The organism is Caldicoprobacter guelmensis (assembly GCF_016908415.1).
In the GTDB taxonomy this organism is placed as follows: Bacteria; Bacillota; Clostridia; order Caldicoprobacterales; family Caldicoprobacteraceae; genus Caldicoprobacter; species Caldicoprobacter guelmensis.
Map to the genome: position 1 here is coordinate 1 of NZ_JAFBDW010000009.1, position 21696 is coordinate 21696.

Consider the following 21696-nt stretch of genomic DNA (forward strand, 5'->3'; position numbering starts at 1 on the left):
TTCAGTTTTCAAGGACCATTCCCCCACCGCCCTCCCCAGAGCGGCGAATTATATACTACCAAATCATCTTACCTTTGTCAATACCCTTTTTTTGTTCCTTTTATTATGCTCTCTTAAGCCGCCATCAGCTCCCTTGGCCAACGACCGTTATGGATTATCATACACGCCCTCTCCTTGTCAATACCCTCTTTTGTTGATTCAAGTAATCCTCATTTTTAGTTTTTCCCGCAGAGCAGCTTTTATGATAAAGCGCCCAAAGACAAAAGCATCCATATCACATGCTGAGCAAATTGATTGAAAAGGCCAAATTGTCCTTTCGCAATATGGAATAGTTGTCCCAGAATAGGCAGCTGCCGCACACCACCAAACTTCCTCCTGAGGGCATCCTTCGTTCGGCCGCCATTACAGGCGCCCTTTCTCCCGAGCCGGTGAAAGCTGATTCCTGCCCTCGCACTATTATGCGTACATCAGGGGTTAACACCTCTATGGGAGCGCTGTAAGGGAACACCACTTGATTTACGCCATTGGCATAGGCTTCCACTCTAGAAGTGATCACCATACGGCAGTCGCCTTGGTCAAAATGCTCCTTCTCCACGACCTCGTCCTTCTTGAGCTTCATTCCAAACCTTTCACTCACCGCATTGCATATTTCGGCAACGTTATCCTTGTTGTTGAAGTGTGCGGTAAAAATGACCCGCTTACCGTTTTTAACAGCTCTCTCGATGGCCTTTATTTCCAATTCATCGAAGGGTTTTTCGCTGTAGTTGAAAACTATCACAGGATAACAAAACAGCTCATCGAAATCAGCAACCTCTACTATCTCTATGCCCTTTCTCCGGCTTTCTCGCTCCAAAGTGGAAAAATAATAAGAATCGCTTATCAAAAACTCAGCGTGAGAGCTACTCCATGCCACCTTCAAAATACCGCCCTCCCTGAACGTGGTTGCTTTTGCCCTCACGTACAAACATATGATATCAAAAAACGGCATTTTATTCAACATTTCAAGGCAATCCCGATAGCCGCTGGGCGCAATTCGACATTGATTATTTTGTGCAAATAATATATAATTCTTCAAATGTAAGCGCCTATATCAACAGTATCTGGAGGTAACAACAGTTGAAAATAACAATACAAAATGATATAATTTGAATTGGGTGATTATTGATGTTGTTGAGTATACAAAAAGTTAAAGAAACATACAACATCAGCAGAAGTACATTAATAAATTGGGAAAAGGAAGGGTTAATAACTCCAATTAGGACACCAAAAGGAAGAAGAAGATACAAAAAAGAAGATATAGAAAAGTTGTTAGGCATGATAGAAGAGAAATCGAAACCGAAAGTAATTTTATATGCCAGAGTATCTACAAAGAAGCAGGAAGAGTACCTTAAAAATCAGATTAGAAGGCTAGAAGAATATGCTAATTTGCGAGGTTGGCAGTATGAAGTCATATCCGAAATAGCGAGTGGGGTAAATGAAAACAGGAGAGGTTTATTAAAGCTTCTGAACAAGATAAAAAGAGGAGAAGTTGAAAAAGTTGTAATAGAGCATCCTGATAGACTGGCAAGGTTTGGTTTTGAATATCTTAAATTTTTCATGGAGAGTTTTGGAGTAGAACTTATAGTTTTAAATGGGGAAGAAAATGAACAAGATGTAAACAAAGAGCTAGCAGAAGACTTAATAGCAATAGTTACATCATTTGCCGCCAGGATTTACGGGCAAAGAGGTGGTAAAAGACATGATAACAATACAGGCTAAACTTGCTTTTTCAAGCAAGGAAGATGAGCAAGCAGTACTGGATTTAATGAGAAGATGGTCATCCTGCGTAAGATTCGCATACAAAAGGCTTTTAGAAGGCAAAAGCAGGAACGAACTCAAAAGAGAACTTCAAGGGGTTTTTAATTTAAATTCGAGGTACGTAGATGATGCGATAATGAAGGCAAAGAGCGTTTTAGAGTCTTGCAGAGAAAGGGACGAAAACCCCAGTAAGGTTATATTTGGTGGCAGGAGTTTGTTTGAGAAGCTCAAGAAACGGCATATAAACGGTAAGGCCTACAAGAAGTTAAAACAGGAGTGGCAGGAGAGGAGGAAAGGCAATCTTTATTCAAGAGGTGACAGGAGCAAGAAAGGAAACCTCAACACAAGGATTGAGATAGACGGAAATGGTACCTGGCTAAGGATCAATGTAGGAGAAAGAAAGTATGCGTATGCAAGGATACAAGCGGGATGGAAGAGAGGAAAGAGCCGGGAGGGATTGCTGCAAGCGATCAGCACTTGTGGAGAACCTTATTCGGTGGAGTTAAAGCTTAAGAACGGCAATGTATATGCCTACTTTACGATTGAAGAAGATTTTCCAGAAGCTGTGGTAACGAAGGGAAATGGGGTCGTAGGCATAGACATTAACGCGTATCCGAATCACATAGCGTGGGCAGAAGCGGATGTGAATGGGCAGCTTGTAAGTTACGGCAAGATACCGATGCCGGAACTTGGAAGCGGTAATTCAGATAAGCGAGAGTATTACAGATGGCAATATGCCCATAAAGTAGTAAGGTTAGCAGAAGAGAAGGGGAAAGCAATAGTAATCGAGAGGTTGGACATAAGGGACAGAGGGGAAAGAGGAGACTTTTCGGGGAGGAAATCAAGGAGGATAAGGCACAATTTCGGTTACCGGTCGCTTCTGGATAAAGTTAAGATTTTAGCCCAGCGTAAGGGTATACAAGTTATAGAGGTTAATCCCGCCTATACATCTGTGATAGGTATGTTGAAGTATGCACCGCAGTATATGATAGGCAAGGACGTGGCAGCAGCGTATGTTATAGCAAGAAGAGGACTTGGGTTAAAAGAGCAAATTCCCGAAGGGTATATGGCAATTCTAAAAGATTTAGATGCTGATGAATTGGAGGAACTAAAAGAGCACGTAAAGAGAACGGTTAAGAACAAACAACTAAAGAAAAGGCAACTAAAGGAGATAGACAGAGCGATAAAACTGATAAAAAGCTTTGGGAGTGAGCCAGGGAAGGCACTAATACCTCTGGGTGGAACAAGTATTAGTGCCTGTGGCGATAGCTACAAGCCCTGGCGAGTTCTCAAGGTAGCGGTGGTAACGCCACTCTCTCCCGAGAGGGTATTAAGAGATGTCTCTGTCCTGAGGGGAGTATTGTTCTCAGGGCAAGTGGGGAGACCCGGGTAAGGGCGTGAGTTCCTGCTTCTTGGGGCAGGGGCTATGGTTGTCCCAAATACCGCCTGCTGGGGATGGGATAACTTGAAAGGCGGCAAGAAATACCCCAGCCGTCTAAACTTGTGCAGTTTTGTACAGTTTAGATGACCAGGAATACGGATATGAAGCTTGGAATCGTAGGTTTGCCCAACGTAGGAAAGAGTACCCTTTTCAACGCCATAACCAAAGCCGGAGCACAGGCCGAAAATTACCCCTTCTGCACCATAGAGCCCAATGTAGGGGTGGTACCGGTACCAGACCCCAGGCTGGACAAGCTAGCCGAGATGTACAACCCCGAAAGAGTCACCCCCGCATTCATAGAATTTGTCGACATTGCGGGTTTGGTCAAAGGCGCCAGCAAAGGTGAGGGACTGGGCAACAAATTCCTCTCTCACATACGCGAAGTGGACGCCATCGTCCACGTTGTAAGGTGTTTTGAAGATGAAGACATAACCCATGTGGAGGGAAGCGTTGACCCTATCCGCGATATAGAGATCATAAACCTGGAGCTAATATTTGCTGACCTGGAAAGCCTAGAAAAGCAGATGGTAAAAGTGCAAAAAATGGCGAAAAGTGGCGACAAACAAAGCATAGAGAAGCTGCAGGTGATGGAGTATATAAAGGAAAACCTCGAGAAGGGCATACCGGTAAGAAGCCTGGCCTTATCAGAGGAACAGCAGGATCTTGTAAGGCAATTGTTTTTGCTCACCTCAAAACCCGTGATATACGCCGCAAACATATCCGAAAAGGACTTGGACCCTGCAGAAGACCCACCGCTGGTTAAAAAAGTCAAGGAGTACGCTCAGAAGGAAAACGCCCAGGTAATAGTGATATGTGCCAAGCTGGAAGAAGAAATTGCTCAGCTAGATGACCAGGAGAGAAAGGCATTCTTACAGGAAATGGGGCTTACAAGCTCGGGGCTTGACAAACTGGTATCGGCATGCTACAGCCTGCTGGGCCTCATAAGCTTTTTGACTGCTGGCCCCAAAGAAGTTAGGGCTTGGACAATCAAAAAGGGCACCAAAGCCCCACAGGCCGCAGGTAAAATCCACAGCGACTTTGAGAGAGGGTTCATCAAAGCCGAGGTCATACCATATGAAACGCTGGTGGCTGTTGGGTCTTATACGGCTGCAAAGGAAAAAGGGCTGGTAAGGTCGGAAGGCAAAGACTATATCATACAGGACGGCGACGTGGTGCTGTTTCGCTTCAATGTATAAAAACAGGTTGCCTGCTGTATCAAGGCTGTACCTGTACTCGAGCTAACTGTTCCACTTCAATGTATAACAGCATGAAGAGCAGGGCATGGCAGTGCAGCTGCTTGCTTGGTTCACCCCTCTAGCATCAATATAGCTGCCATTCTGCCGGTATCGCCTTTGTCCCGGCGATGGGAAAAAAACAAGTCCTGATGGCAGCTAGTACACATGCCAGATACCGTTATATTCTGTGCCGGTATACCTGCTTCTTTCAATTGAAGGGCATTTGCCATCCATAGGTCTATGTAATACTTCCCCGGTTCAAAGCCGGGCTTTATTATTATATCCCTATACTTATCAAAGGCCTGAACAAATTGCTGTGCCACCGGAAGGTCCACCTCAAAGCAGCAAGGGCCAATAGAGGGACCAATTCCCACCAAACAGTCCTGTGGTCGCGTGCCAAACTCCCTGTGCATGGCTTCCAGCGTCTTTTTGCCTATACAGGCCAAGGTACCCTTCCAGCCTGCATGGCTTAAGGCTATGACTTTACGGACATGGTCCAACAAAAATATGGGCACACAATCAGCATAAAAGGTCACCAGGGCAACCTGCGACTCCCCGGTTATAAGGCCGTCCACCTGTCGAATATCGCTCTCCTTAAAAGCTCCCTTACCCCTGTCTTTAGCACCAACCACAACGACGTTGTCGCCGTGCACCTGGTCGGAAAACACTGTATTATGTGGGCCTATTCCAACTGCGCGGCAAAACCTCAAGAAGTTTTCCATAACCGCCTGGTGTGAATCGCCTTTCTTAAAACCCAGGTTTAACGTGCTGTACCGCCCACCACTTACGCCGCCCTTTCGCGTGCTAAACCCATGTTTTACCAGGCCTGTGCGCTCAAAACCGGGTATGACGCAGTACCAGACGCCCTGACGCTCCTGAAGCTTAAATCCTGTACCAAACTCCATGCCATTCAACGTTCCCTTCACTCACCTTGATTCATCTTTTCCTTCAAAAGCTTGTTCAACTCTTCCATAAAGGTATTTATATCTTTAAACTGCCTGTACACCGAGGCAAAGCGCACATAGGCCACCTCGTCCAGCTTCTTCAGCCTTTCCATCACCATCTGTCCGATCTGCTGGCTGGTGACCTCCTGCTCCAGGGAATTGAATATCTGCTTTTCCACATCCTGCACCAAGGCTTCTAAATCCTTAAGGGAGACAGGCCTTTTCTCGCAGGCCTTGAGCAACCCCTTCATGATCTTGTCCCTGTCAAAGGATTCCCTTCTCCCGTCTTTCTTGACTACAAACACCGGCATTTGTTCAATTTTTTCATAAGTGGTAAAACGTTTGCCGCAGTTTGTGCACTCCCGCCGCCTGCGAATGGTAAAGCCTTCATCGGTGGGTCGAGAGTCCACCACCTTGCTCTCCATGTGGTAACAGAAAGGACACTTCATGGTCAGCCAATCAGACATCTAAACCCTGCATATACGCCTTGGTTTAGATGGTCAGGGTATTTATAATCCGCCTTCTAAAAGGCTGCCCCATCCCCGACAGGCGGTATTTAGGACAACCTGAGATACCTCTTTTTTAAATCATTACAGCGGTAGATTTTCAAAATTCATAATATTTTTCTCTGAAATCTTGAGGGATATTTTTTACTGCTTCACCAATTATTTCTAGACTCCTGACAAAAGCCCGCGTCAGTACAGGGTCATTAATAAACTTCTCATACTCCAAACCTTCAGACTTCTCTATAAGAAATTCACACTCTTGCAAAATGTGTTTAAGGTAAGGTTCAACTTTTTTCATGACAATACCTCAACTTCCCTTATATAAGGTTTTATAAATGGACTTATCGCTTCTTCTGTTAGTAAATCCACTTTTACACCAACCATCCTGCCGAGCTCTTCTTCAATCTGCACAAGTTCAATAAGAGAAGGCGTTTCTTCAAAAACCACTATCAAATCAAGATCACTTGTTTCTTTCTGCTTTCCTTCTACATAAGAGCCAAAAACCCTTATGCTCTTTATTCCATATTTTTCTGCTATTTCCTTACTATGTGCTTTCAAAACTTTTATAATATCCTCCAATGTTTTGATTTGCTGTTCATTTCTATCTAACCCGCGTAATTCTTCCATTCAATATACGAGCGCAGGGCACTCCACTTTGAAAAAACGGAGAGAAATGCGCTCATTCCCTCCTTTTTTCTTGTTTTCTTTGATACTATTATATATCATACAGCCTCATAAGGTAAACATACTTAATTTAATTTGCCAACCTTCTGGCACATCCAAAACCACATCGCCTTCACCTTTTCGTAATAGATGGGTCGACATCCACAAGTATGACGTCGTCCCCTATCTTCTTTATGTTCTCCCAGGGGATGACCAGGTCCTGGTCGCCTTTTAAAAATCCCAGCCAGCGGCTGGGGCCGGGCACCACAATGGCCGTGATCCTGCCGCTTTGCAGGTCAAACTCCATATCTATTATCACGCCCAATCGCTTGCCGTCCCTTATGTTTATAACCTCTTTTTGCCTGAAGTCAGAAGTCTTCTCCATGTAAATCTCCCCCAACCTTATCCGCGTTTTTTGTTCAATAAATCTTATTCAGGCGGCAGCTTAAAAATGACACAAGCCCCTGGGCAAAAAAAGAGAAGCCATGGATGACCATGGCTTCTCCTAGCGCAGCCCATCTTAAATCCCTTTTTATATATACTTCCTCATATGTGCCAGTGCGGTCTTCTCAAGCCTTGACACCTGAGCCTGCGAAATGCCTATCTCCTTGGCCACCTCTACCTGGGTCCTGCCCTCAAAAAACCTCAGGGTCAATATGAGCTTTTCCCTCTCGTTGAGCTTTTTCATGGCCTCCCTCAAAGCGATACCTTCAAGCCAGCTGTCGTCCTCGTTCTTTTCGTCCTTTACTTGATCCATGACGTAGATGGCATCGCCCCCATCGTGATATATAGGCTCAAACAGCGAGATCGGGTCCTGTATGGCATCAAGGGCAAACACCACCTCTTCCCTGGGAAGGTTAAGCTCATTGGCAATCTCGGTTATGGTTGGCTCCCTGGAATTTTTGCTTATGAGCTGGTCTCTCACCTGTAGCGCCTTATATGCTATATCCCTCAAGGAGCGGCTAACCCTTATGGAATTGTTGTCCCTGAGATACCGCCTTATCTCCCCTATGATCATGGGTACCGCATAGGTTGAAAACTTCACATTTTGGGAAAGGTCAAAATTATCAATAGCCTTAATGAGTCCGACACACCCTACTTGAAAAAGGTCATCTATGTTTTCTCCGCGGTTATTAAACCTTTGAATGACGCTCAATACCAGCCTGAGGTTCCCCTGTATGAATTCATCCCTTGCGCTCTTATCGCCTGCCCGCATACGTTCAAGCAGTTCGCGCATCTTCTCATTGGAGAGCACGGGCAACTTCGAAGTGTCAACTCCGCAAATCTCAACTTTGTTTGCCGCCATACCAAAAATCCTCCATCCCTTTTTACGATGTTGTCCATACCTTTGGAACAAATTCTATTGAAAGTATTACCTTGGACAGAGGATTTTATTCAGCCTCACACCATGCGACTAATTTCCTTTTTTAACCTTTTTATTATCCTTTTTTCCAGCCGCGATATGTACGATTGGGAGATCCCAAGCATATCGGCCACCTCTTTCTGCGTCTTTTCCTTGCCGCTTTTCAAGCCAAACCTCAGCTCAACTATGCGCTTCTCCCTTTTCGAGAGCTTGTTGATGGCCATGTCAAGCAGCTGCCTCTCCACCTGGTCCTCTATATTCTTATACACCAGGTCGTTGTCTGTGCCAAGGATGTCGGAAAGCAGCAGTTCATTCCCATCCCAATCCACATTCAACGGCTCATCGAAGGATACCTCTGACCTTACCTTGCAATTCCTTCTCAAATACATCAGGATCTCGTTTTCTATGCATCTTGAGGCATAAGTGGCCAGCTTGATCCTTTTGGTTGGGTCAAAGGTGTTGACCGCTTTGATAAGCCCGATGGTGCCTATCGAGACCAAGTCTTCCACGCCAACCTTTGTATTTTCAAACTTTCTGGCAATATACACCACCAGCCTTAAGTTTCGCTCGATCAGGGTGCTCTTTACAGAAGTATCCCCCTTTTCCAACCTGTGAAGCAGTTGATCCTCCTCTTCATCGGTAAGCGGGGGCGGAAGGGCTTCGCTCCCACTTATATAAAATATGGGCAGGCTTTTAAGCTGCGGAAACTTGACAAGAAGCTTCATTATGAAAAAATAGTATCGCATGGTGAGCCTTTTGAAAGGCGACATTTTTTATCCCTCCTTTCAAGCCACCATCTCCGGATGAACTAAAGCGTGATAATGCTCATCCTTTGACAACTTATGGCTGTATAGCCCTACTATTACGTTTGCAACAGCATGCCATTCCCCGCCTTTCAATACCATGACGCCGTCAGGCTTAAGGCCTATCAATACGCCGTTTGAGTTCCCAACCGAAACATAAGGGATCACCCTGACCCGCTCAAGCCACTTTGACTGGCTTACAACCTGCACAGCTGACTGTATCTCACCTTTTTGGCATACGGCCAGCATCATCCGCACTTCCGGGGGCAGCAGGTCTTCAATCTTCGAAAGCTCCACTATCATAACCGGGTGCTTGCTCAATGGGTCAAGCAGCATATTGCCTGTATCAAGCAGCGCATCTACTATGGTTTCTTTATCACCAAGCTGTATTTTTACTTTATAGAGGAGCTGGTCTTTTGGGATATGCAGGCGGACAAACCGCCACATGGCACGCATCAATGTGCCCGAAAGCAGAACGGCCACCATCAGCTTGCTCACTGGATAATCCTTCATCACAAAAATGCCTTTGTCTGTAACCACGGACTCCTGGGTAAAAAAATATAAGCCTAGAGCAACACCTCCAAAAACAAAGGTAACGGCATAAAAGAAAGCCCATGCCCTCAAAAAATCCTTAAATGAGCTCACTTTAAACGCCACCAGCACCATCACCAAAGATAGAGCCATTTTCAAGAAAAAGCTGTGCAAAACCTCAAATCCCGGTATAAAGAATATGATGGCGTACAGCGCGCCTATCCCCGCCGAAGTCCACAACCTCCAAAAAGAGCCTTTTACCCTGGATACCTTTAATGTAATCCACAATATAGAAAAGTTCATGACGAAATTATCCAGCCACAGTACATCCACATACCTGTACTCTACCCCATGGAACATCCCCATTCCCCTTACGCTTGCCTTTATTATAAAGCAGGGCATGTTTAAAAATTTGTAAAAATAGGTCTTTTAAAACCAAAAAATAAACGACAATAAAGTGCCCTTCAATCATAATCCCCTTTATTTTTGCATTTTACAACAAACATATAAGCCACCCTATCGACAATCAATAGGGTGGCCTATATAAATTGCTCAAACTCTTTTATCCCCTGGTTCGCCTCAAAAATATAGGTATATCAAGGTCATCGTCGTCCCTGGGGCTTGAAAACAGCTTTTCTGCCGCTCTCTCTATCTTCTTTTTGCCTTCATCCCTTTTATTTTTCTCCTCAAACCCGGTAGCTATGACGGTAATCCGTATTTCGTCCTGCAGGCTCTCGTCGATCACCGCTCCAAAGATTATATTGGCATCGGGGTCTGCAGCCTGCGCCACCAGCTCTGCCGCCTCGTTGACCTCATAAAGGCTTAAATTCTCGCCCCCCGTTATGTTCAGCAATACGCCCCGCGCGCCTTCAATGGTGGTCTCAAGCAGCGGACTTTGTATGGCCTGCTTTGCCGCCTCCAAAGCACGCCCTTCGCCGCTGGCCCTGCCAATGCCCATGTGCGCCAACCCTTTCTCCTTCATGATAGTCCTCACGTCGGCAAAATCCAAATTGATAAGGCCCGGAACGGCTATGAGGTCCGAGATGCCCTGCACGCCCTGCCTCAACACATCGTCGGCTATCCTGAAAGCCTCCAGTATGGACGTGCGCTTTTCGACGATCTGCAACAGCTTGTCATTGGGTATGGTGATCAGGGTATCAACCCTTTGCTTGAGCTCCTGGATGCCCTTTTCGGCGTTAAGCATCCTCTGCCTGCCTTCAAACGAAAAAGGCTTGGTAACTACCCCTACGGTTAAGATGCCCAGCTCCTTGGCAATTTCGGCAATAACCGGGGCAGCCCCCGTTCCCGTACCCCCACCCATACCGGCCGTTATAAATATCATATCAGCGCCTTTGATCGCTTGAGCAATCTCTTCACGGCTCTCCTCCGCTGCCCTTTGCCCAATTTCGGGATTGGCGCCGGCACCCAACCCCTTGGTCAGCTTTTCGCCAATCTGTATCTTTTGATTGGCCTGCGAAGCGTACAAAGCCTGCTTATCGGTATTTACTGCTATAAATTCTACCCCTTTGAGGCCAAACTGTATCATCCTGTTGACAGCGTTGTTTCCGCCGCCCCCTACCCCTACCACCTTGATTTCAGCAAACTGTTCCATATCAATATCAAACTCTATCAAAATACACCCTCCCCTTTACAACCTGAAAGATTCCAATGGCCTGCCGTTTATATTTGAAAGCATATTTGCCGATGTAACAACTCACCAGCCGATAATTTACAAACCAGTCCATTTAACCAATACTCGCCCCATTTTATGTGGTCTGCCCTTACCACCTAAACTGCCTCATTTATAAAGCATGTCCTCTACCAATATAAAGCAAATAATTGATTATACTAGTATGTTACCATATAATTGAATAAAATTAAATCTTTTTATGACAATTTTTATTAAATCATTGCCTGATTCTTTCACGCCAGCGATTTAAAAGGTGGCGCCTGATTAAAGCGAAATTCTGGAAAAGCCTTGTGCCAAAGGCAAATATGGCTGCCAGGTATATGGGCACATCCAGCCTGTCTCCTATATAGGCCAGGCCGGCAGCCAAAAACGCATTGCCAAAAAAGCCGGATATAAAGGCATCTGGTTCAAACTTTTGCTCCAGGCTGGCCCGTATCCCGCCGAAAACCGAGTCCAAAGCCGCAAGAACAGCAATTGACATATAGGACGAATACGCCATGGGTATATGTATGGGCAAGACCAGCCCCAGTATTATGCCCAGCAAAACGCCGATGAGGGGCAACAACAATTTACTCACCTCCTTCGACAGGCACGGCATAATTGAAATCTACTTTGCCATAATAACGCGGTATCTTTACATTGTCCAATTTCTTGATGCTGAACTCCAGGCCATAGAACGTCAGTATATGATAAATGCTGTCCGGCCTTTTGAAATAGTCGGCCAGCGCATTGGGATCACCAATGGCATGGATGACAAACGGCGGCGCAAACCGCTGGTTGGCACCCACCGTGATGGTAGGGCCTCCACAGCTTATCCTGGATGTCGCCAGTATCCTTGCGCCGTTTATGGCAATGGCCTCAGCGCCCGCCGCTTTAAGCTCATTGACCACCTCCAACAGGTCTATGTCGTGGACGATAAAGTCTGAGATGGAATAGTGCTCCTCCGGCATAATGGTGTCCTTTTTTCGATCATTGAGTATAATCTCTACTCCCGGCCCTTCAAGGTCGGTAAGCCCTGCCAGGACCCTCGCCTGCTCAAGCTGCTTTCTGACCTCCTCACCCTTATATAACTTTTCTGTAGCCTCTGCCTCGTATTTATTGAGCACAGCCTCTTTTTGGCGCAACCCTTCTTTTAGCTGGCGGTTTGTCTCCTGCAGAGCTTTAAGCTGGCTTATAAGCTCCTGGATCTTGTACGCCGAAGTGGCAACCCCAATATCATAGCCTATCCTCTGCTTATCAAAGCACTTTACAATGAAGAAGCTCAAAAGCATGACCATAAAGCTTAAAATCAATAAGTCCTTCCTCGTCTTCATGCCCTATCCCTCAACCCTTGGTACCGGTGTCCTGAACCGGCTTTGCAAACTTGTATTGAAAAGTCCCTCTGTATCTGGGGATCCTGATGTTGTCCACCCTTTTGATGTTGATCTGCAGGTACACCCCAAGGTCGTCGGCAACCCCACCCAGCAGCTTAAGGGCAGCCTCCAGCGTGTCGGGGTTCCCAATGGCCCTTATCTCGAAAGGCGCCGAGTAACGATTGGTGTTTATGACTATATAGTCCCCCGCATTCCGTATTTCGGTGGTGGCTATGACCCTCTCGCCGTTTATAGCAATGGCCTCTGCACCGGCAGCATTGAGCTCGTTAACCAGCTTCAGCAGGTCATCGTAGCGCACATTCTGGACAATGGCGTCCTGACCCCACTCACCAACATACTTGACATCGACGGTCACCACCACGCCGGGCCCTTGAAGGTCCACCAGCCCGGCCAGCATCCTTGTGCGTTCCAGCTCCTCGTAAATCAGCCTATTGCTCTCACCCTCGCTCTGAACGGCGTTTTCAAACTCCCTTATCCTCTTCTCATATTCCTCTATACGCGCCTCCAACGCCTCATTTTCTTGCCTTAACCGCTGCACCTGCTGGGTGAGCTCCTGGGTACGCTGCAGCGAAACGCTTCCACCAACCCTCTGTACATTTTTGAATTGTGCAGCCAAAGCCAGTCCCAGTATCAAGCTCACAAGGGTTATAGATAATTGGGCGCTTAAGGATTTTCTCATTGTTTCACCTCTTCCTCGTGCTCTTTCTCAGCTTTTCCTTTATCTGATTTATGCTCTAGAGGTTTGAATATGGCCTGGTTTGAGATGCTCACATCCAGTATACCACTTGCTCCCGTGCTGTCAATTTGATGGAAATTGGGGGTTTTAAGCCATTTCAACTTCTTATCAACCTCTATAGCTTGTCCCAGCCTTATGAGCGTGCCGTTTCGAGAAACAAGGTAAATATCATTTGGATTATCCACAATGACCTCCGAAATATCCCCCTCCAAGTGCTGCCTGTATATCTCTTCCAGTACACGGCTTAAAGCCTTCATCTGGTACCAATCAGCAACCGAAAGTGGTTTCCCGATGGTGCAACCCCGCAAGCTTAACCCCTGTACCAGAGGATAAGGCATGTCCTCTAGGTCACTGCGTATCTCCATTACATGGCCTTCTATGTCGATGACGACATAAGACCCCAGGTAGGGTATGGCCGCCACCGGCTTTCTCTCTTCCACATTTATAATAACCTCATCAGGGTATTTAAAATATATATTTAAAACCTTTAAAAGGGGATTACTTTCAACATTTTCTTTTATTTGCTTTCTATCTATTTTAAAAATATTTTGACCTGCGGGTATTCCTGCTATTCTAATAATATCGTCATCTTTTATGTTTTGATTACCTGTTACGGTCACCTTTTTTACTTGGAACACCTCTGTTCCAATATACACCATTACAACCAGTACTACCAACAAAAACAATAGCAGGAATAACCCCTTTTTTCTTCCGTTTCCCATAAAGCTCCCTCAGCCTTTTATCCATCGTTTGACTTCACAATATCAGCTCCTATGCCGCGTAATGCAACCTCGAGATGTTCATAACCCCTGTCAATGTAAAAAGCGTTTTCCACAACGGTTTGGCCTTCGGCGCGCAGCCCAGCCAGTACCAGCGCCGCTCCTCCCCTCAAATCCTTAGCTACAACATTGGCGCCTTTTAACGCCTTGACCCCGTGTATGATGGCGGTCTGGCCGTCAATCCTGATGTTGGCCCCCATCCTTACAAGCTCGGGCACATGCCTAAACCTGTTTTCAAATATTGTCTCGGTTATTATGCTGGTCCCCCTGGCCACCGACAGCAGGCTGGTGAATTGCGCCTGCATATCGGTAGGAAAACCTGGATAGGGTAAAGTCTTGATGTGCTCTATGGCCCTAAGCCGGTGTTTACTTTTCACCCTTATACATGAGTCCTGAATTTGAACGGTACACCCGACTTCCTTCAGCTTGTGTATAATGGATTGAACATGCTCAGGTATCACGTTGTCGATCAGGACATCGCCGCCTGTTATGGCAGCCGCCACCATATATGTGCCCGCCACAATGCGGTCGGGGATGATGGTATACTCAACCTCATGAAAGCCGCGGTGTACGCCTTCCACCACTATGGTATTTGTGCCCGCCCCTCGCACATTCCCGCCCATGGCATTGATGAAGTTTTGCAGGTCCACGATCTCGGGCTCTTTAGCGGCATTGTGGATTACGGTACGTCCCTTGGCCTTTACGGCTGCCAGCATTATGTTTTCGGTAGCCCCCACGCTGGGATAATCTAAATGAATTACTCCCCCCTCCATCTTAGGGACAACGCAATCCAGGTAGCCGTTGGATTCGTCTATAAGTACTCCCAGCTGCCTGAGCCCTTTAAGGTGGAGGTCAATGGGTCGCTGCCCTATCTCACAACCTCCGGGATATGTGACTCTAGCCCTCCCGGCCCTGGAAAGCATGGCCCCTAAAAATATTATGGACGAACGAATCTCCCGGACATAGCAATCCGGTATGGCACAGCTGGTCACAGTAGAGGGGTCAATGATTAAATCCCTGCCCTCCCTCTTTACCTTGCAGCCGATAGACTCGAGTATCAATATGGTCTTCTTAACATCCAGGAGATCTGGGCAATCGTGTAAAACTACCTGTTTTTCGGTGAGCAAAACCGCAGCCAGTATAGGCAGAATGGCATTCTTGGCACCACCTACACGTATCTTCCCCTCCAATCGCCTGCCGCCGTTTATTACATATTTTGCCATTTGCCACACCTCTTTTCACAAACATGGCGTTCAACTTTTAGTATGTCTCAATTTTTCACAATACCATGATATGCAGCCCCAAAAAGAGGTGTGACACAACGGCCAGGCATGGCAGGTTTAACCTGCTTTGGCGTATTTTGAGATATTGAGCAGCACCCCTATGCTGGCCATGAAAATGGCCAGCGAAGAACCACCAAAGCTTATAAACGGGAGGGGCAACCCGGTAGGGGGCATGGATGCCGTCACCACCGCTATGTTTATGACGGTCTGGATGCCTATCATGCCCGTGATCCCCGCTGCCAGCAGGCACCCAAACAGGTCAGGAGCTGTAATGGCTATCTTCAATCCCCTCCATATCAGGATGACGAACAGCAGTATGAGCAGCGTACATCCGACAAATCCCAGTTCCTCGCCTATAATGGCGAATATAAAGTCGGTCTCTGGATATGGTATATAAAGATACTTTTGCCTGCTCTCACCCAGCCCCATCCCAAATAAGCCACCCGCGCCTAAAGAATACAGCGACTGAATGATCTGGTATCCCGTCTCCAGTGGGTCCTTCCATGGGTCTAAAAATGCCACCCACCTTTCCAGCCGATACTCAGCCGCCTTAACAAGGGCAGCGGCTGCAGCGGCGCCACCGCCAACCAGCAAACCCAGATGCCATAGCCTGGCACCCGATACAAACAGCATCACCATCACAAGCAGTACCAGGCTTCCCGCCGTGCTCATATTGGGCTGCAGCATGATGAGTCCAAACAGCAACCCCGTTAGCAGAAGGTAGGGCACCACACCCTGGAAGAAAGATTTTATCCTGTCCTTCCGCCGGGCCATGCTATCGGCCAAAAACAGCACAAGCGCAAATTTGGCGATCTCCGAAGGCTGTATGCTCAACCCCCCTATATTGAGCCAGCGCTTGGCATTATTCCGTTCCACCCCCACAACCAAAACAGCAGCTAAAAGCAATATGCTCAGCATCAGCAAGGGCTTTGAAAACTTTCTAAGCTTCCAATAATCCAAGTTTGCCGTAAATGCCATGGCTACAAAGCCTACAACCGCCCACAGACACTGGCGCTTGAAAAAGTAGTATTTATCCCCCCACCTGACCTGTGCGTAATAAAAGCTGGCGCTGAACACCATGATGGTGCCAAAGGCGACGAGGATTACAATAGTGAGCAAAATGGGATAATCAAATGGCTTCTTATGCTTTGGGGCTTTTTTGGGCCTTTTGTTCACTCAAATTCCCCCTTAAGAGCCCTGACAGCGCTCTTAAAGACTCTTCCCCTTTCCTCATAATCTTTGAACATATCCCAACTGGCACATGCCGGAGAAAACAGCACGTTATAGCCCGGGGAAGCCAGGCTAAACGCCTTCCTCACGCTCTCTTCTACAGTGTTTACGCGGTATACCTCTTCAAACCCCTTCTCCTTTGCGGTTCTAATGAGCTTATCAGCCGTCTCTCCCAATACCACCATGTGGGTGACGGTTTTGCCAAAGGCATCTATGAACTCATCAAAGCTGCTGCCCTTATCCATTCCACCCGCTATAAGCACGGTAGGCCCTTTCATGGCCTGTATAGCCTTTATTGAAGCATCGGGATTAGTACCCTTTGAGTCGTTATAAAACTTGACCCCTCTGATGGTATCCACGTACTCGATGCGGTGCTCCACTCCCTTGAAAGTCTTCAAGGTGACAGCTATGTCCTGCGCTGTAGCCCCCATGACCCTGGCCATCAAAGCAGCGGCCAGAGCATTTTCCAGATTGTGCGCCCCTGGTATGAATATGTCCTCAACTCCGCACACCTCTTCTTTGCCCTGCCCTATATCCAGCACCACCTTGCCACCTTCCACCCATGCCCCTTTGGATAGCTGCTTTAAGCGGCTGAAAAACAGCACCTGCCCTCGAACCTGCGTCGCCAGCCTTGCCGCTGCCTCATTATCGGCATTCAAAACCACCCAGTCATTGGGAGTGCAGTTTTCAAAAATCCTGGCCTTGGCCGCTATGTAATTCTCCATCGTCTTGTGGCGATTGAGGTGATCGGGGGTAATATTGAGAATGGCGGCTACATGCGGATGAAAGTGGCGAACGGCTTCCAGCTGGAAACTGCTCACCTCCACCACCGCTATGTCGTCTTCATCCATCCCCAAAGCCTTGCTTACAAATGGCACGCCGATATTGCCCAGCACGTATGCGTTAAAACCAGCCTTTTTGAGCATCTCCCCCGTCAAGGTCACCGTTGTGGTCTTGCCATTGGTGCCGGTAATGGCAATAACCGGCGCCCTGCACAGCCTGTAAGCCAGCTCAAGCTCGCTTATAACCTCCCGCCCAAGGCGCTGCGCCTTTTGAATAAAAGGGGAATCTATGGGCACAGAGGGGCTTATGACGATCAGGTCAACCTTTTCAACCAGGTCATCGGGCGTACACCCAAGACAAAGCTCCACATCCAGCGTTTCAAGCTCCAATATTGAATCTCCCAGCTCTTCCCGCCTCTTTATGTCGTTTGCTATAACCCTGGCGCCCAGGCTCTTTAGCACTTTGGTAGCAGCAATGCCGCTTCGCGCAAGCCCCACTACAAGAACAGCCTTCCCATGGTACTCCATATGCTCCTCCTATTAAATTAAAACTCTCAAGTCAAACCCCACTATTTTAACTCCTTACGCCATCCAGATTGTCTGGACGCACGCTATACCACAAAACCAGCCCTTTCACACAGCCAGCAAACCAATAAGGCACAGCAGGGTAGTCGCTATCATGAACATGGCAACCACCCTGGGCTCGCTCATGCCGCTGAGCTCAAAATGATGATGAAGCGGGCTCATGCGGAACACTCTCTTGCCGGTCAGCTTATATGACGCCACCTGTATTATCACCGACAGAGTCTCTGCCATGTATACCCCTCCGATTATAGGTAAAAACAGGGGCAGCTTAAGCAAAACCGCGAGGGCCACCACCGCTCCACCCAACCCCATTGCTCCGGTATCACCCATAAAGACCTGTGCGGGATAAGCGTTGAACCGCAAAAATCCCAGGCACCCGCCCGTTACAGCCCCAGCAAATACCATGAGGTTGTCATAGTTTACCGCCATATACTCCAGGCCCTCCCGGCGCATGGAAGACGCCAGATAGGCCGCTAAAATGCTAAAAGTGGCCGCCACTATAAGGGTAACACCCGAAGCTAAACCGTCCAGCCCATCATTTAGATTCACGCTGTTTACCGTCCCCACTATTATGAAGGTCATCAGCGGGATATACATAATGTCCAGGTCCCATTCCGCCTTGACAAAAGGAATGGTTACAGCACTGCCTACATGGGTATAGGCGTAATAAGAAAATATGACTCCTATGGCAATCTGGGCCAGCATCTTTTGATAAGCCTTAAGCCCCAGCGACCTGCGCCTCAATATCTTGAGATAGTCGTCCAGAAAACCTATAAACCCAAACCCCAGCATCACCAGTAGAGCGGCCAGCAGGAAGTCCAGGCTGCCCCTAGCCAGCGCAAGGGCCGCTATGCAAATGGGTATTAAGAAAATTACTCCGCCCATGGTAGGGGTCCCGGCTTTTTTAAAGTGCGCCTGCGGGCCTTCCTGGCGTACGTACTGGCCAAACTTGAGCCTTCTCAGCACAGGTATGGCAAATACTCCAACCGCTAACGTAAGTACAAAAGATATGATCACCGTGTATATCAATGATTCCAAGGTCTATAACCCCCTTTTAAGAGGTAAGAGACAACTTCCTCCATCTTCATACCTCTGGAACCTTTTACTAATATTGTATCACCGCGTTGGACAATTGTGCTTAACAAGTTTATTATATCTTTATTACACTGGCAGTGATATATGCTTGAAGGGGGCATCCCGGATGCCTGTGCCTCCATGCCTATAAAGCGGCTATTTTCACCTCGGGTGATCAACAAATCCACCCTATTTTGTACCACAGCACTGCCCACCTGGCGGTGCCCCTCTTCAGCATAATCACCCAATTCCAGCATATCGCCCAGCACTGCAATCCTGCGCACACCCGGCATGTCCTTGAGTACCGAAAGTGCCGCCTTCATGGAGTCAGGGCTGGCGTTGTAGGCATCATCAATCACAATGGTGCCCTCCTGCGTCTCAAATATATTAAGCCGCATATTGCCCGGCTTAAAGGCTTTAAACGCTTTACCCATCTCCCCAACGCTTATGCCAAAAAGCCGTCCCACGGCAATGGCCGCCAAGCTGTTATATACGTTGTGTCTCCCTGGCAGCGGCAGCTTAAAGGGATATGCCTCACCACCAGCTACCAGCTTAAAACTAACACCATAATGGCCGGTGGTTATGCCTTCTGCCCTGAAATCCAGGCCTTCCCGCATTCCAAAAAACTTGACCCCGAATTTAAGCTTTTCCCTAACTCCCCACAGCATGTCATCGTCACCGTTCAATACCGCAACCCCATTTCCGGGGAAATAATCAAAAATCTCAAGCTTTGCCCTAAGTATGTTTTCTCTGCTGCCAAGCTTCTCTATGTGGGACACGCCTATGTTGGTGATCACGCCTATGCAGGGAAGTGCCGCCTCAACCATCCTGTGTATCTCGCCAAAGCCGCTCATGCCCATCTCCACCACGGCTATTTCATGATGCCGCTCAAGCCTGAATAATGTCAGCGGCAGGCCGATTTCGTTGTTGAGGTTGCCCTCGGTCTTTAAAACGTCATAACGTGTTGAAAGCACGCAGTGTATCATGTCCTTTGTGGTGGTCTTGCCCGTGCTCCCAGTCACCGCTATCACCGGGATGTTGAACTTCCTTCGATAATAGCCGGCCAGGCGCTGAAGGCCGACAAGGGTATTATCAACTTTGATGGCGCTTATACCCTCGGGAAGCCGGTCCAGTACACGCTGGACGAGAACGGCCTTTGCACCCTTTTCTGCCGCCTGGGGAATGAAGTCGTGGCCGTCAAACCTGTCGCCAATAAGCGATACAAACAGTTCCCCTGGCTTTATCGTCCTGCTATCGGTACTCACACCTGTTATAACCCCACTTGCCTCGCCTTTCACCAACTCTCCATCGGTGGCCTTAAGTATCTCCTCTACCGATATGGGTTCCATCAAACCTTCTCCCTTCCCAGCAGTTCGGCAACCACTTCCCTTTCATCAAAGTGGATGACCTTATTCTTCAGTATTTGGTAGGTCTCATGCCCCTTGCCTGCAAGTATGATCACATCCCCTGGCCTGCCGTGGTTTAAAGCATAGGCAATGGCCTCCCTGCGGTCCTCGATGACCACATAGGGGCATGCGGTCTTCTGTACGCCCGGTATGATCTGCTGTATAATAGCCATGGGCTCCTCACTGCGCGGGTTATCGGAGGTAATGACGCAAAAGTCAGAGTATTTTCCCGCTACCTCCCCCATTATGGGCCGCTTTGAGGGGTCACGATCGCCGCCGCATCCAAACACCGTGATGACGCGCCCTTTGGTGAAGTCACGGGCCGTCTTAAGCACATTCTCCAATCCATCAGGGGTGTGGGCATAATCTATTATCACCGAATACTCGGTACCGGTGTCAAGAAGCTCAAACCGCCCTGGTACACCTTTCACCTTTTCAAGGCCGGCCTTTATGCATCCAGCCGACACCCCAAGCGCATGACACGCCGTTGCAGCAGCCAGGGCATTGTACACGCTGAAAAGCCCGGGTATGTTCAAGTTTACCTGACAACTTTCGCCCTGCAAAAAAAGCTCGAACGACACGCCTTTTAAGGTAATCTCTATATCCCTTGCAAACACCTGTGCTGCCCTGCTGATCCCATAGGTCCATAGCCTGCCCTGCACCCTTTCGGCATACATGCGCCCAGCCTCATCGTCTATGTTTATGGCCGCCTGCCTGCTCTGTAAAAACAGCTTTGCCTTGGCCTCACGATACTCCTCGAAGGTGCGGTGAAAATCCAGATGGTCCTGCGTCAAATTAGTAAACACCCCTACTTCAAACTGCACGCCGGCCACGCGTTTAAGGCTCAGCGAATGGGAAGACACCTCCATAACTATGGCATTTACGCCCTCATCCCGCATATCCTTAAAAAGCCTTTGCAGGTCCATTGATTCGGGAGTGGTCCTCTCGGCAGGCAGCACCTTGGAGCCTATCATATTTGCGATGGTACCAATCAGCCCTACCTTTTTGCCAGCTTCCTCCAGTATGGATTTTACGAGATAGGTTACGGTGGTCTTGCCATTGGTACCCGTCACTCCGACTATGGGTATGTCCTGAGCTGGGTAGCCATAAAAGGCTCGGGATATCAGCGCCATGGCCAGGCGGGTATCCTCAACAAACACCTTGGTGACGTGCTGGGGTAAAGGAACATCCTTGTGCAGTACTACGGCATGTGCACCTTTGGCCACCGCTTCACCAGCAAAGTCATGGCCGTCAAACCGGAAACCTTCGATACAAAAGAACAAAGAGTTAGGCGTCACTTTCCGCGAATCATAGTATATGGCGTCGATCTGCTTGTCGGCATCGCCTTCTATGCGAGAAACATCTATTTCTCTGAGCAACTCTTTAAGCAGCATACCTCTTCCTCCCACACATCAGTTACCTATTTAGAGTAGTATTTACATTTCATGGCAAAATTATTCGCCATCGTAATTTCC

General features: G+C 47.8%; 23 protein-coding genes. 3 read left to right on the forward strand and 20 right to left on the reverse strand.

Features of this window, described 5'->3' with window-relative positions:
• Nucleotides 1-274: 274 nt before the first annotated feature.
• On the reverse strand, nucleotides 275-913 hold the full coding sequence (locus JOD02_RS10525; RefSeq protein WP_341534579.1) for a DUF4350 domain-containing protein: 639 nt from the start codon (nucleotides 911-913) through the stop codon (nucleotides 275-277).
• A 251-nt stretch (nucleotides 914-1164) separates the two neighbouring features.
• Here JOD02_RS10525 and JOD02_RS10530 point away from each other — a divergent pair, with 251 nt between their 5' ends.
• The 3 genes from JOD02_RS10530 to ychF all read left to right on the forward strand — a co-directional run bounded on the left by JOD02_RS10530 (nucleotide 1165) and on the right by ychF (nucleotide 4434).
• Nucleotides 1165-1758, forward strand: coding sequence for an IS607 family transposase (locus JOD02_RS10530; protein WP_204489370.1), 594 nt, complete (start codon nucleotides 1165-1167; stop codon nucleotides 1756-1758).
• Nucleotides 1739-3190: an IS200/IS605 family accessory protein TnpB-related protein gene (locus tag JOD02_RS10535; RefSeq protein ID WP_204489372.1), complete on the forward strand. Its 1452-nt coding sequence runs from the start codon at nucleotides 1739-1741 to the stop codon at nucleotides 3188-3190. Before JOD02_RS10530 ends, JOD02_RS10535 begins: the two co-directional genes overlap by 20 nt.
• A gap of 149 nt (nucleotides 3191-3339) precedes the next feature.
• Nucleotides 3340-4434 carry a redox-regulated ATPase YchF gene (gene ychF / locus JOD02_RS10540; protein WP_204489374.1) on the forward strand — a complete coding sequence of 365 codons (1095 nt, stop codon included), beginning with the start codon at nucleotides 3340-3342 and terminating at the stop codon, nucleotides 4432-4434.
• 110 nt (nucleotides 4435-4544) lie between these two features.
• Here the strand turns inward: ychF and pgeF are convergent, their stop codons facing one another.
• The 19 genes from pgeF to JOD02_RS10635 form a co-directional block, all read right to left on the reverse strand.
• The gene (pgeF, locus tag JOD02_RS10545) at nucleotides 4545-5378 is read right to left on the reverse strand and encodes a peptidoglycan editing factor PgeF (protein ID WP_204489425.1); all 834 of its coding nucleotides are present in this window, start codon (nucleotides 5376-5378) and stop codon (nucleotides 4545-4547) included.
• 17 nt (nucleotides 5379-5395) lie between these two features.
• Nucleotides 5396-5866 carry a transcriptional regulator NrdR gene (gene nrdR, locus JOD02_RS10550; protein ID WP_204489427.1) on the reverse strand — a complete coding sequence of 157 codons (471 nt, stop codon included), beginning with the start codon at nucleotides 5864-5866 and terminating at the stop codon, nucleotides 5396-5398.
• 157 nt (nucleotides 5867-6023) lie between these two features.
• Nucleotides 6024-6221, reverse strand: a complete 198-nt coding sequence (locus JOD02_RS10555) for a HepT-like ribonuclease domain-containing protein (protein WP_204489375.1) — start codon at nucleotides 6219-6221, stop codon at nucleotides 6024-6026.
• Nucleotides 6218-6550 carry a nucleotidyltransferase family protein gene (locus tag JOD02_RS10560; RefSeq protein WP_204489377.1) on the reverse strand — a complete coding sequence of 111 codons (333 nt, stop codon included), beginning with the start codon at nucleotides 6548-6550 and terminating at the stop codon, nucleotides 6218-6220. The genes JOD02_RS10555 and JOD02_RS10560 overlap by 4 nt, the downstream gene beginning before the upstream one ends.
• Nucleotides 6551-6719: 169 nt before the next feature.
• Nucleotides 6720-6971 (reverse strand): YlmC/YmxH family sporulation protein, encoded by a 252-nt coding sequence (locus JOD02_RS10565; RefSeq protein WP_204489378.1) that lies wholly within the window; start codon nucleotides 6969-6971, stop codon nucleotides 6720-6722.
• 147 nt (nucleotides 6972-7118) lie between these two features.
• Complete coding sequence (sigG, locus tag JOD02_RS10570; protein ID WP_204489380.1) at nucleotides 7119-7892, reverse strand: RNA polymerase sporulation sigma factor SigG; 774 nt, start codon at nucleotides 7890-7892, stop codon at nucleotides 7119-7121.
• Nucleotides 7893-7987: 95 nt separating this feature from the next.
• A complete protein-coding gene (sigE, locus tag JOD02_RS10575) occupies nucleotides 7988-8695 on the reverse strand; it encodes an RNA polymerase sporulation sigma factor SigE (protein ID WP_279380699.1) in 708 nt (235 codons plus the stop codon).
• A gap of 39 nt (nucleotides 8696-8734) precedes the next feature.
• Complete coding sequence (gene spoIIGA / locus JOD02_RS10580; RefSeq protein ID WP_204489383.1) at nucleotides 8735-9643, reverse strand: sigma-E processing peptidase SpoIIGA; 909 nt, start codon at nucleotides 9641-9643, stop codon at nucleotides 8735-8737.
• A 202-nt stretch (nucleotides 9644-9845) separates the two neighbouring features.
• A complete protein-coding gene (gene ftsZ / locus JOD02_RS10585; RefSeq protein ID WP_204489385.1) occupies nucleotides 9846-10916 on the reverse strand; it encodes a cell division protein FtsZ in 1071 nt (356 codons plus the stop codon).
• 274 nt (nucleotides 10917-11190) lie between these two features.
• Nucleotides 11191-11571 carry a small basic family protein gene (locus JOD02_RS10590; protein WP_394355763.1) on the reverse strand — a complete coding sequence of 127 codons (381 nt, stop codon included), beginning with the start codon at nucleotides 11569-11571 and terminating at the stop codon, nucleotides 11191-11193.
• Nucleotides 11543-12286, reverse strand: coding sequence for a DUF881 domain-containing protein (locus tag JOD02_RS10595; RefSeq protein ID WP_204489386.1), 744 nt, complete (start codon nucleotides 12284-12286; stop codon nucleotides 11543-11545). The genes JOD02_RS10590 and JOD02_RS10595 overlap by 29 nt, the downstream gene beginning before the upstream one ends.
• Before the next feature lie 10 nt (nucleotides 12287-12296).
• On the reverse strand, nucleotides 12297-13025 hold the full coding sequence (locus JOD02_RS10600) for a DUF881 domain-containing protein (protein WP_204489388.1): 729 nt from the start codon (nucleotides 13023-13025) through the stop codon (nucleotides 12297-12299).
• The gene (locus JOD02_RS10605) at nucleotides 13022-13804 is read right to left on the reverse strand and encodes a cell division protein FtsQ/DivIB (protein ID WP_204489390.1); all 783 of its coding nucleotides are present in this window, start codon (nucleotides 13802-13804) and stop codon (nucleotides 13022-13024) included. The genes JOD02_RS10600 and JOD02_RS10605 overlap by 4 nt, the downstream gene beginning before the upstream one ends.
• Nucleotides 13805-13821: 17 nt before the next feature.
• The gene (murA, locus tag JOD02_RS10610; RefSeq protein ID WP_204489391.1) at nucleotides 13822-15084 is read right to left on the reverse strand and encodes a UDP-N-acetylglucosamine 1-carboxyvinyltransferase; all 1263 of its coding nucleotides are present in this window, start codon (nucleotides 15082-15084) and stop codon (nucleotides 13822-13824) included.
• 117 nt (nucleotides 15085-15201) lie between these two features.
• Nucleotides 15202-16320 carry a stage V sporulation protein E gene (gene spoVE / locus JOD02_RS10615; protein WP_204489392.1) on the reverse strand — a complete coding sequence of 373 codons (1119 nt, stop codon included), beginning with the start codon at nucleotides 16318-16320 and terminating at the stop codon, nucleotides 15202-15204.
• The gene (murD, locus tag JOD02_RS10620; RefSeq protein WP_204489393.1) at nucleotides 16317-17684 is read right to left on the reverse strand and encodes a UDP-N-acetylmuramoyl-L-alanine--D-glutamate ligase; all 1368 of its coding nucleotides are present in this window, start codon (nucleotides 17682-17684) and stop codon (nucleotides 16317-16319) included. Before murD ends, spoVE begins: the two co-directional genes overlap by 4 nt.
• A 105-nt stretch (nucleotides 17685-17789) precedes the next feature.
• Nucleotides 17790-18779, reverse strand: a complete 990-nt coding sequence (gene mraY / locus JOD02_RS10625; protein ID WP_204489394.1) for a phospho-N-acetylmuramoyl-pentapeptide-transferase — start codon at nucleotides 18777-18779, stop codon at nucleotides 17790-17792.
• A complete protein-coding gene (locus tag JOD02_RS10630; protein ID WP_204489395.1) occupies nucleotides 18767-20164 on the reverse strand; it encodes a UDP-N-acetylmuramoyl-tripeptide--D-alanyl-D-alanine ligase in 1398 nt (465 codons plus the stop codon). The genes mraY and JOD02_RS10630 overlap by 13 nt, the downstream gene beginning before the upstream one ends.
• Nucleotides 20164-21615: a UDP-N-acetylmuramoyl-L-alanyl-D-glutamate--2,6-diaminopimelate ligase gene (locus tag JOD02_RS10635; protein ID WP_204489396.1), complete on the reverse strand. Its 1452-nt coding sequence runs from the start codon at nucleotides 21613-21615 to the stop codon at nucleotides 20164-20166. The genes JOD02_RS10630 and JOD02_RS10635 overlap by 1 nt, the downstream gene beginning before the upstream one ends.
• Between the last annotated feature and the right edge of the window lie 81 nt (nucleotides 21616-21696).

Coding starts and splice junctions, on each gene's coding strand:
- JOD02_RS10560 (WP_204489377.1), bottom strand. CDS start 6,550: ATGGAAGAATTACGCGGGTTAGATAGAAATGAACAGCAAATCAAAACA.
- sigE (WP_279380699.1), bottom strand. CDS start 8,695: ATGCGATACTATTTTTTCATAATGAAGCTTCTTGTCAAGTTTCCGCAG.
- sigG (WP_204489380.1), bottom strand. CDS start 7,892: ATGGCGGCAAACAAAGTTGAGATTTGCGGAGTTGACACTTCGAAGTTG.
- JOD02_RS10565 (WP_204489378.1), bottom strand. CDS start 6,971: ATGGAGAAGACTTCTGACTTCAGGCAAAAAGAGGTTATAAACATAAGG.
- JOD02_RS10590 (WP_394355763.1), bottom strand. CDS start 11,571: ATGCCGTGCCTGTCGAAGGAGGTGAGTAAATTGTTGTTGCCCCTCATC.
- pgeF (WP_204489425.1), bottom strand. CDS start 5,378: ATGGAGTTTGGTACAGGATTTAAGCTTCAGGAGCGTCAGGGCGTCTGG.
- JOD02_RS10600 (WP_204489388.1), bottom strand. CDS start 13,025: ATGAGAAAATCCTTAAGCGCCCAATTATCTATAACCCTTGTGAGCTTG.
- ychF (WP_204489374.1), top strand. CDS start 3,340: ATGAAGCTTGGAATCGTAGGTTTGCCCAACGTAGGAAAGAGTACCCTT.
- murD (WP_204489393.1), bottom strand. CDS start 17,684: ATGGAGTACCATGGGAAGGCTGTTCTTGTAGTGGGGCTTGCGCGAAGC.
- JOD02_RS10605 (WP_204489390.1), bottom strand. CDS start 13,804: ATGGGAAACGGAAGAAAAAAGGGGTTATTCCTGCTATTGTTTTTGTTG.
- nrdR (WP_204489427.1), bottom strand. CDS start 5,866: ATGAAGTGTCCTTTCTGTTACCACATGGAGAGCAAGGTGGTGGACTCT.
- JOD02_RS10595 (WP_204489386.1), bottom strand. CDS start 12,286: ATGAAGACGAGGAAGGACTTATTGATTTTAAGCTTTATGGTCATGCTT.
- JOD02_RS10535 (WP_204489372.1), top strand. CDS start 1,739: ATGATAACAATACAGGCTAAACTTGCTTTTTCAAGCAAGGAAGATGAG.
- JOD02_RS10555 (WP_204489375.1), bottom strand. CDS start 6,221: ATGAAAAAAGTTGAACCTTACCTTAAACACATTTTGCAAGAGTGTGAA.
- spoIIGA (WP_204489383.1), bottom strand. CDS start 9,643: ATGTTCCATGGGGTAGAGTACAGGTATGTGGATGTACTGTGGCTGGAT.
- murA (WP_204489391.1), bottom strand. CDS start 15,084: ATGGCAAAATATGTAATAAACGGCGGCAGGCGATTGGAGGGGAAGATA.
- JOD02_RS10530 (WP_204489370.1), top strand. CDS start 1,165: ATGTTGTTGAGTATACAAAAAGTTAAAGAAACATACAACATCAGCAGA.
- JOD02_RS10635 (WP_204489396.1), bottom strand. CDS start 21,615: ATGCTGCTTAAAGAGTTGCTCAGAGAAATAGATGTTTCTCGCATAGAA.
- JOD02_RS10630 (WP_204489395.1), bottom strand. CDS start 20,164: ATGGAACCCATATCGGTAGAGGAGATACTTAAGGCCACCGATGGAGAG.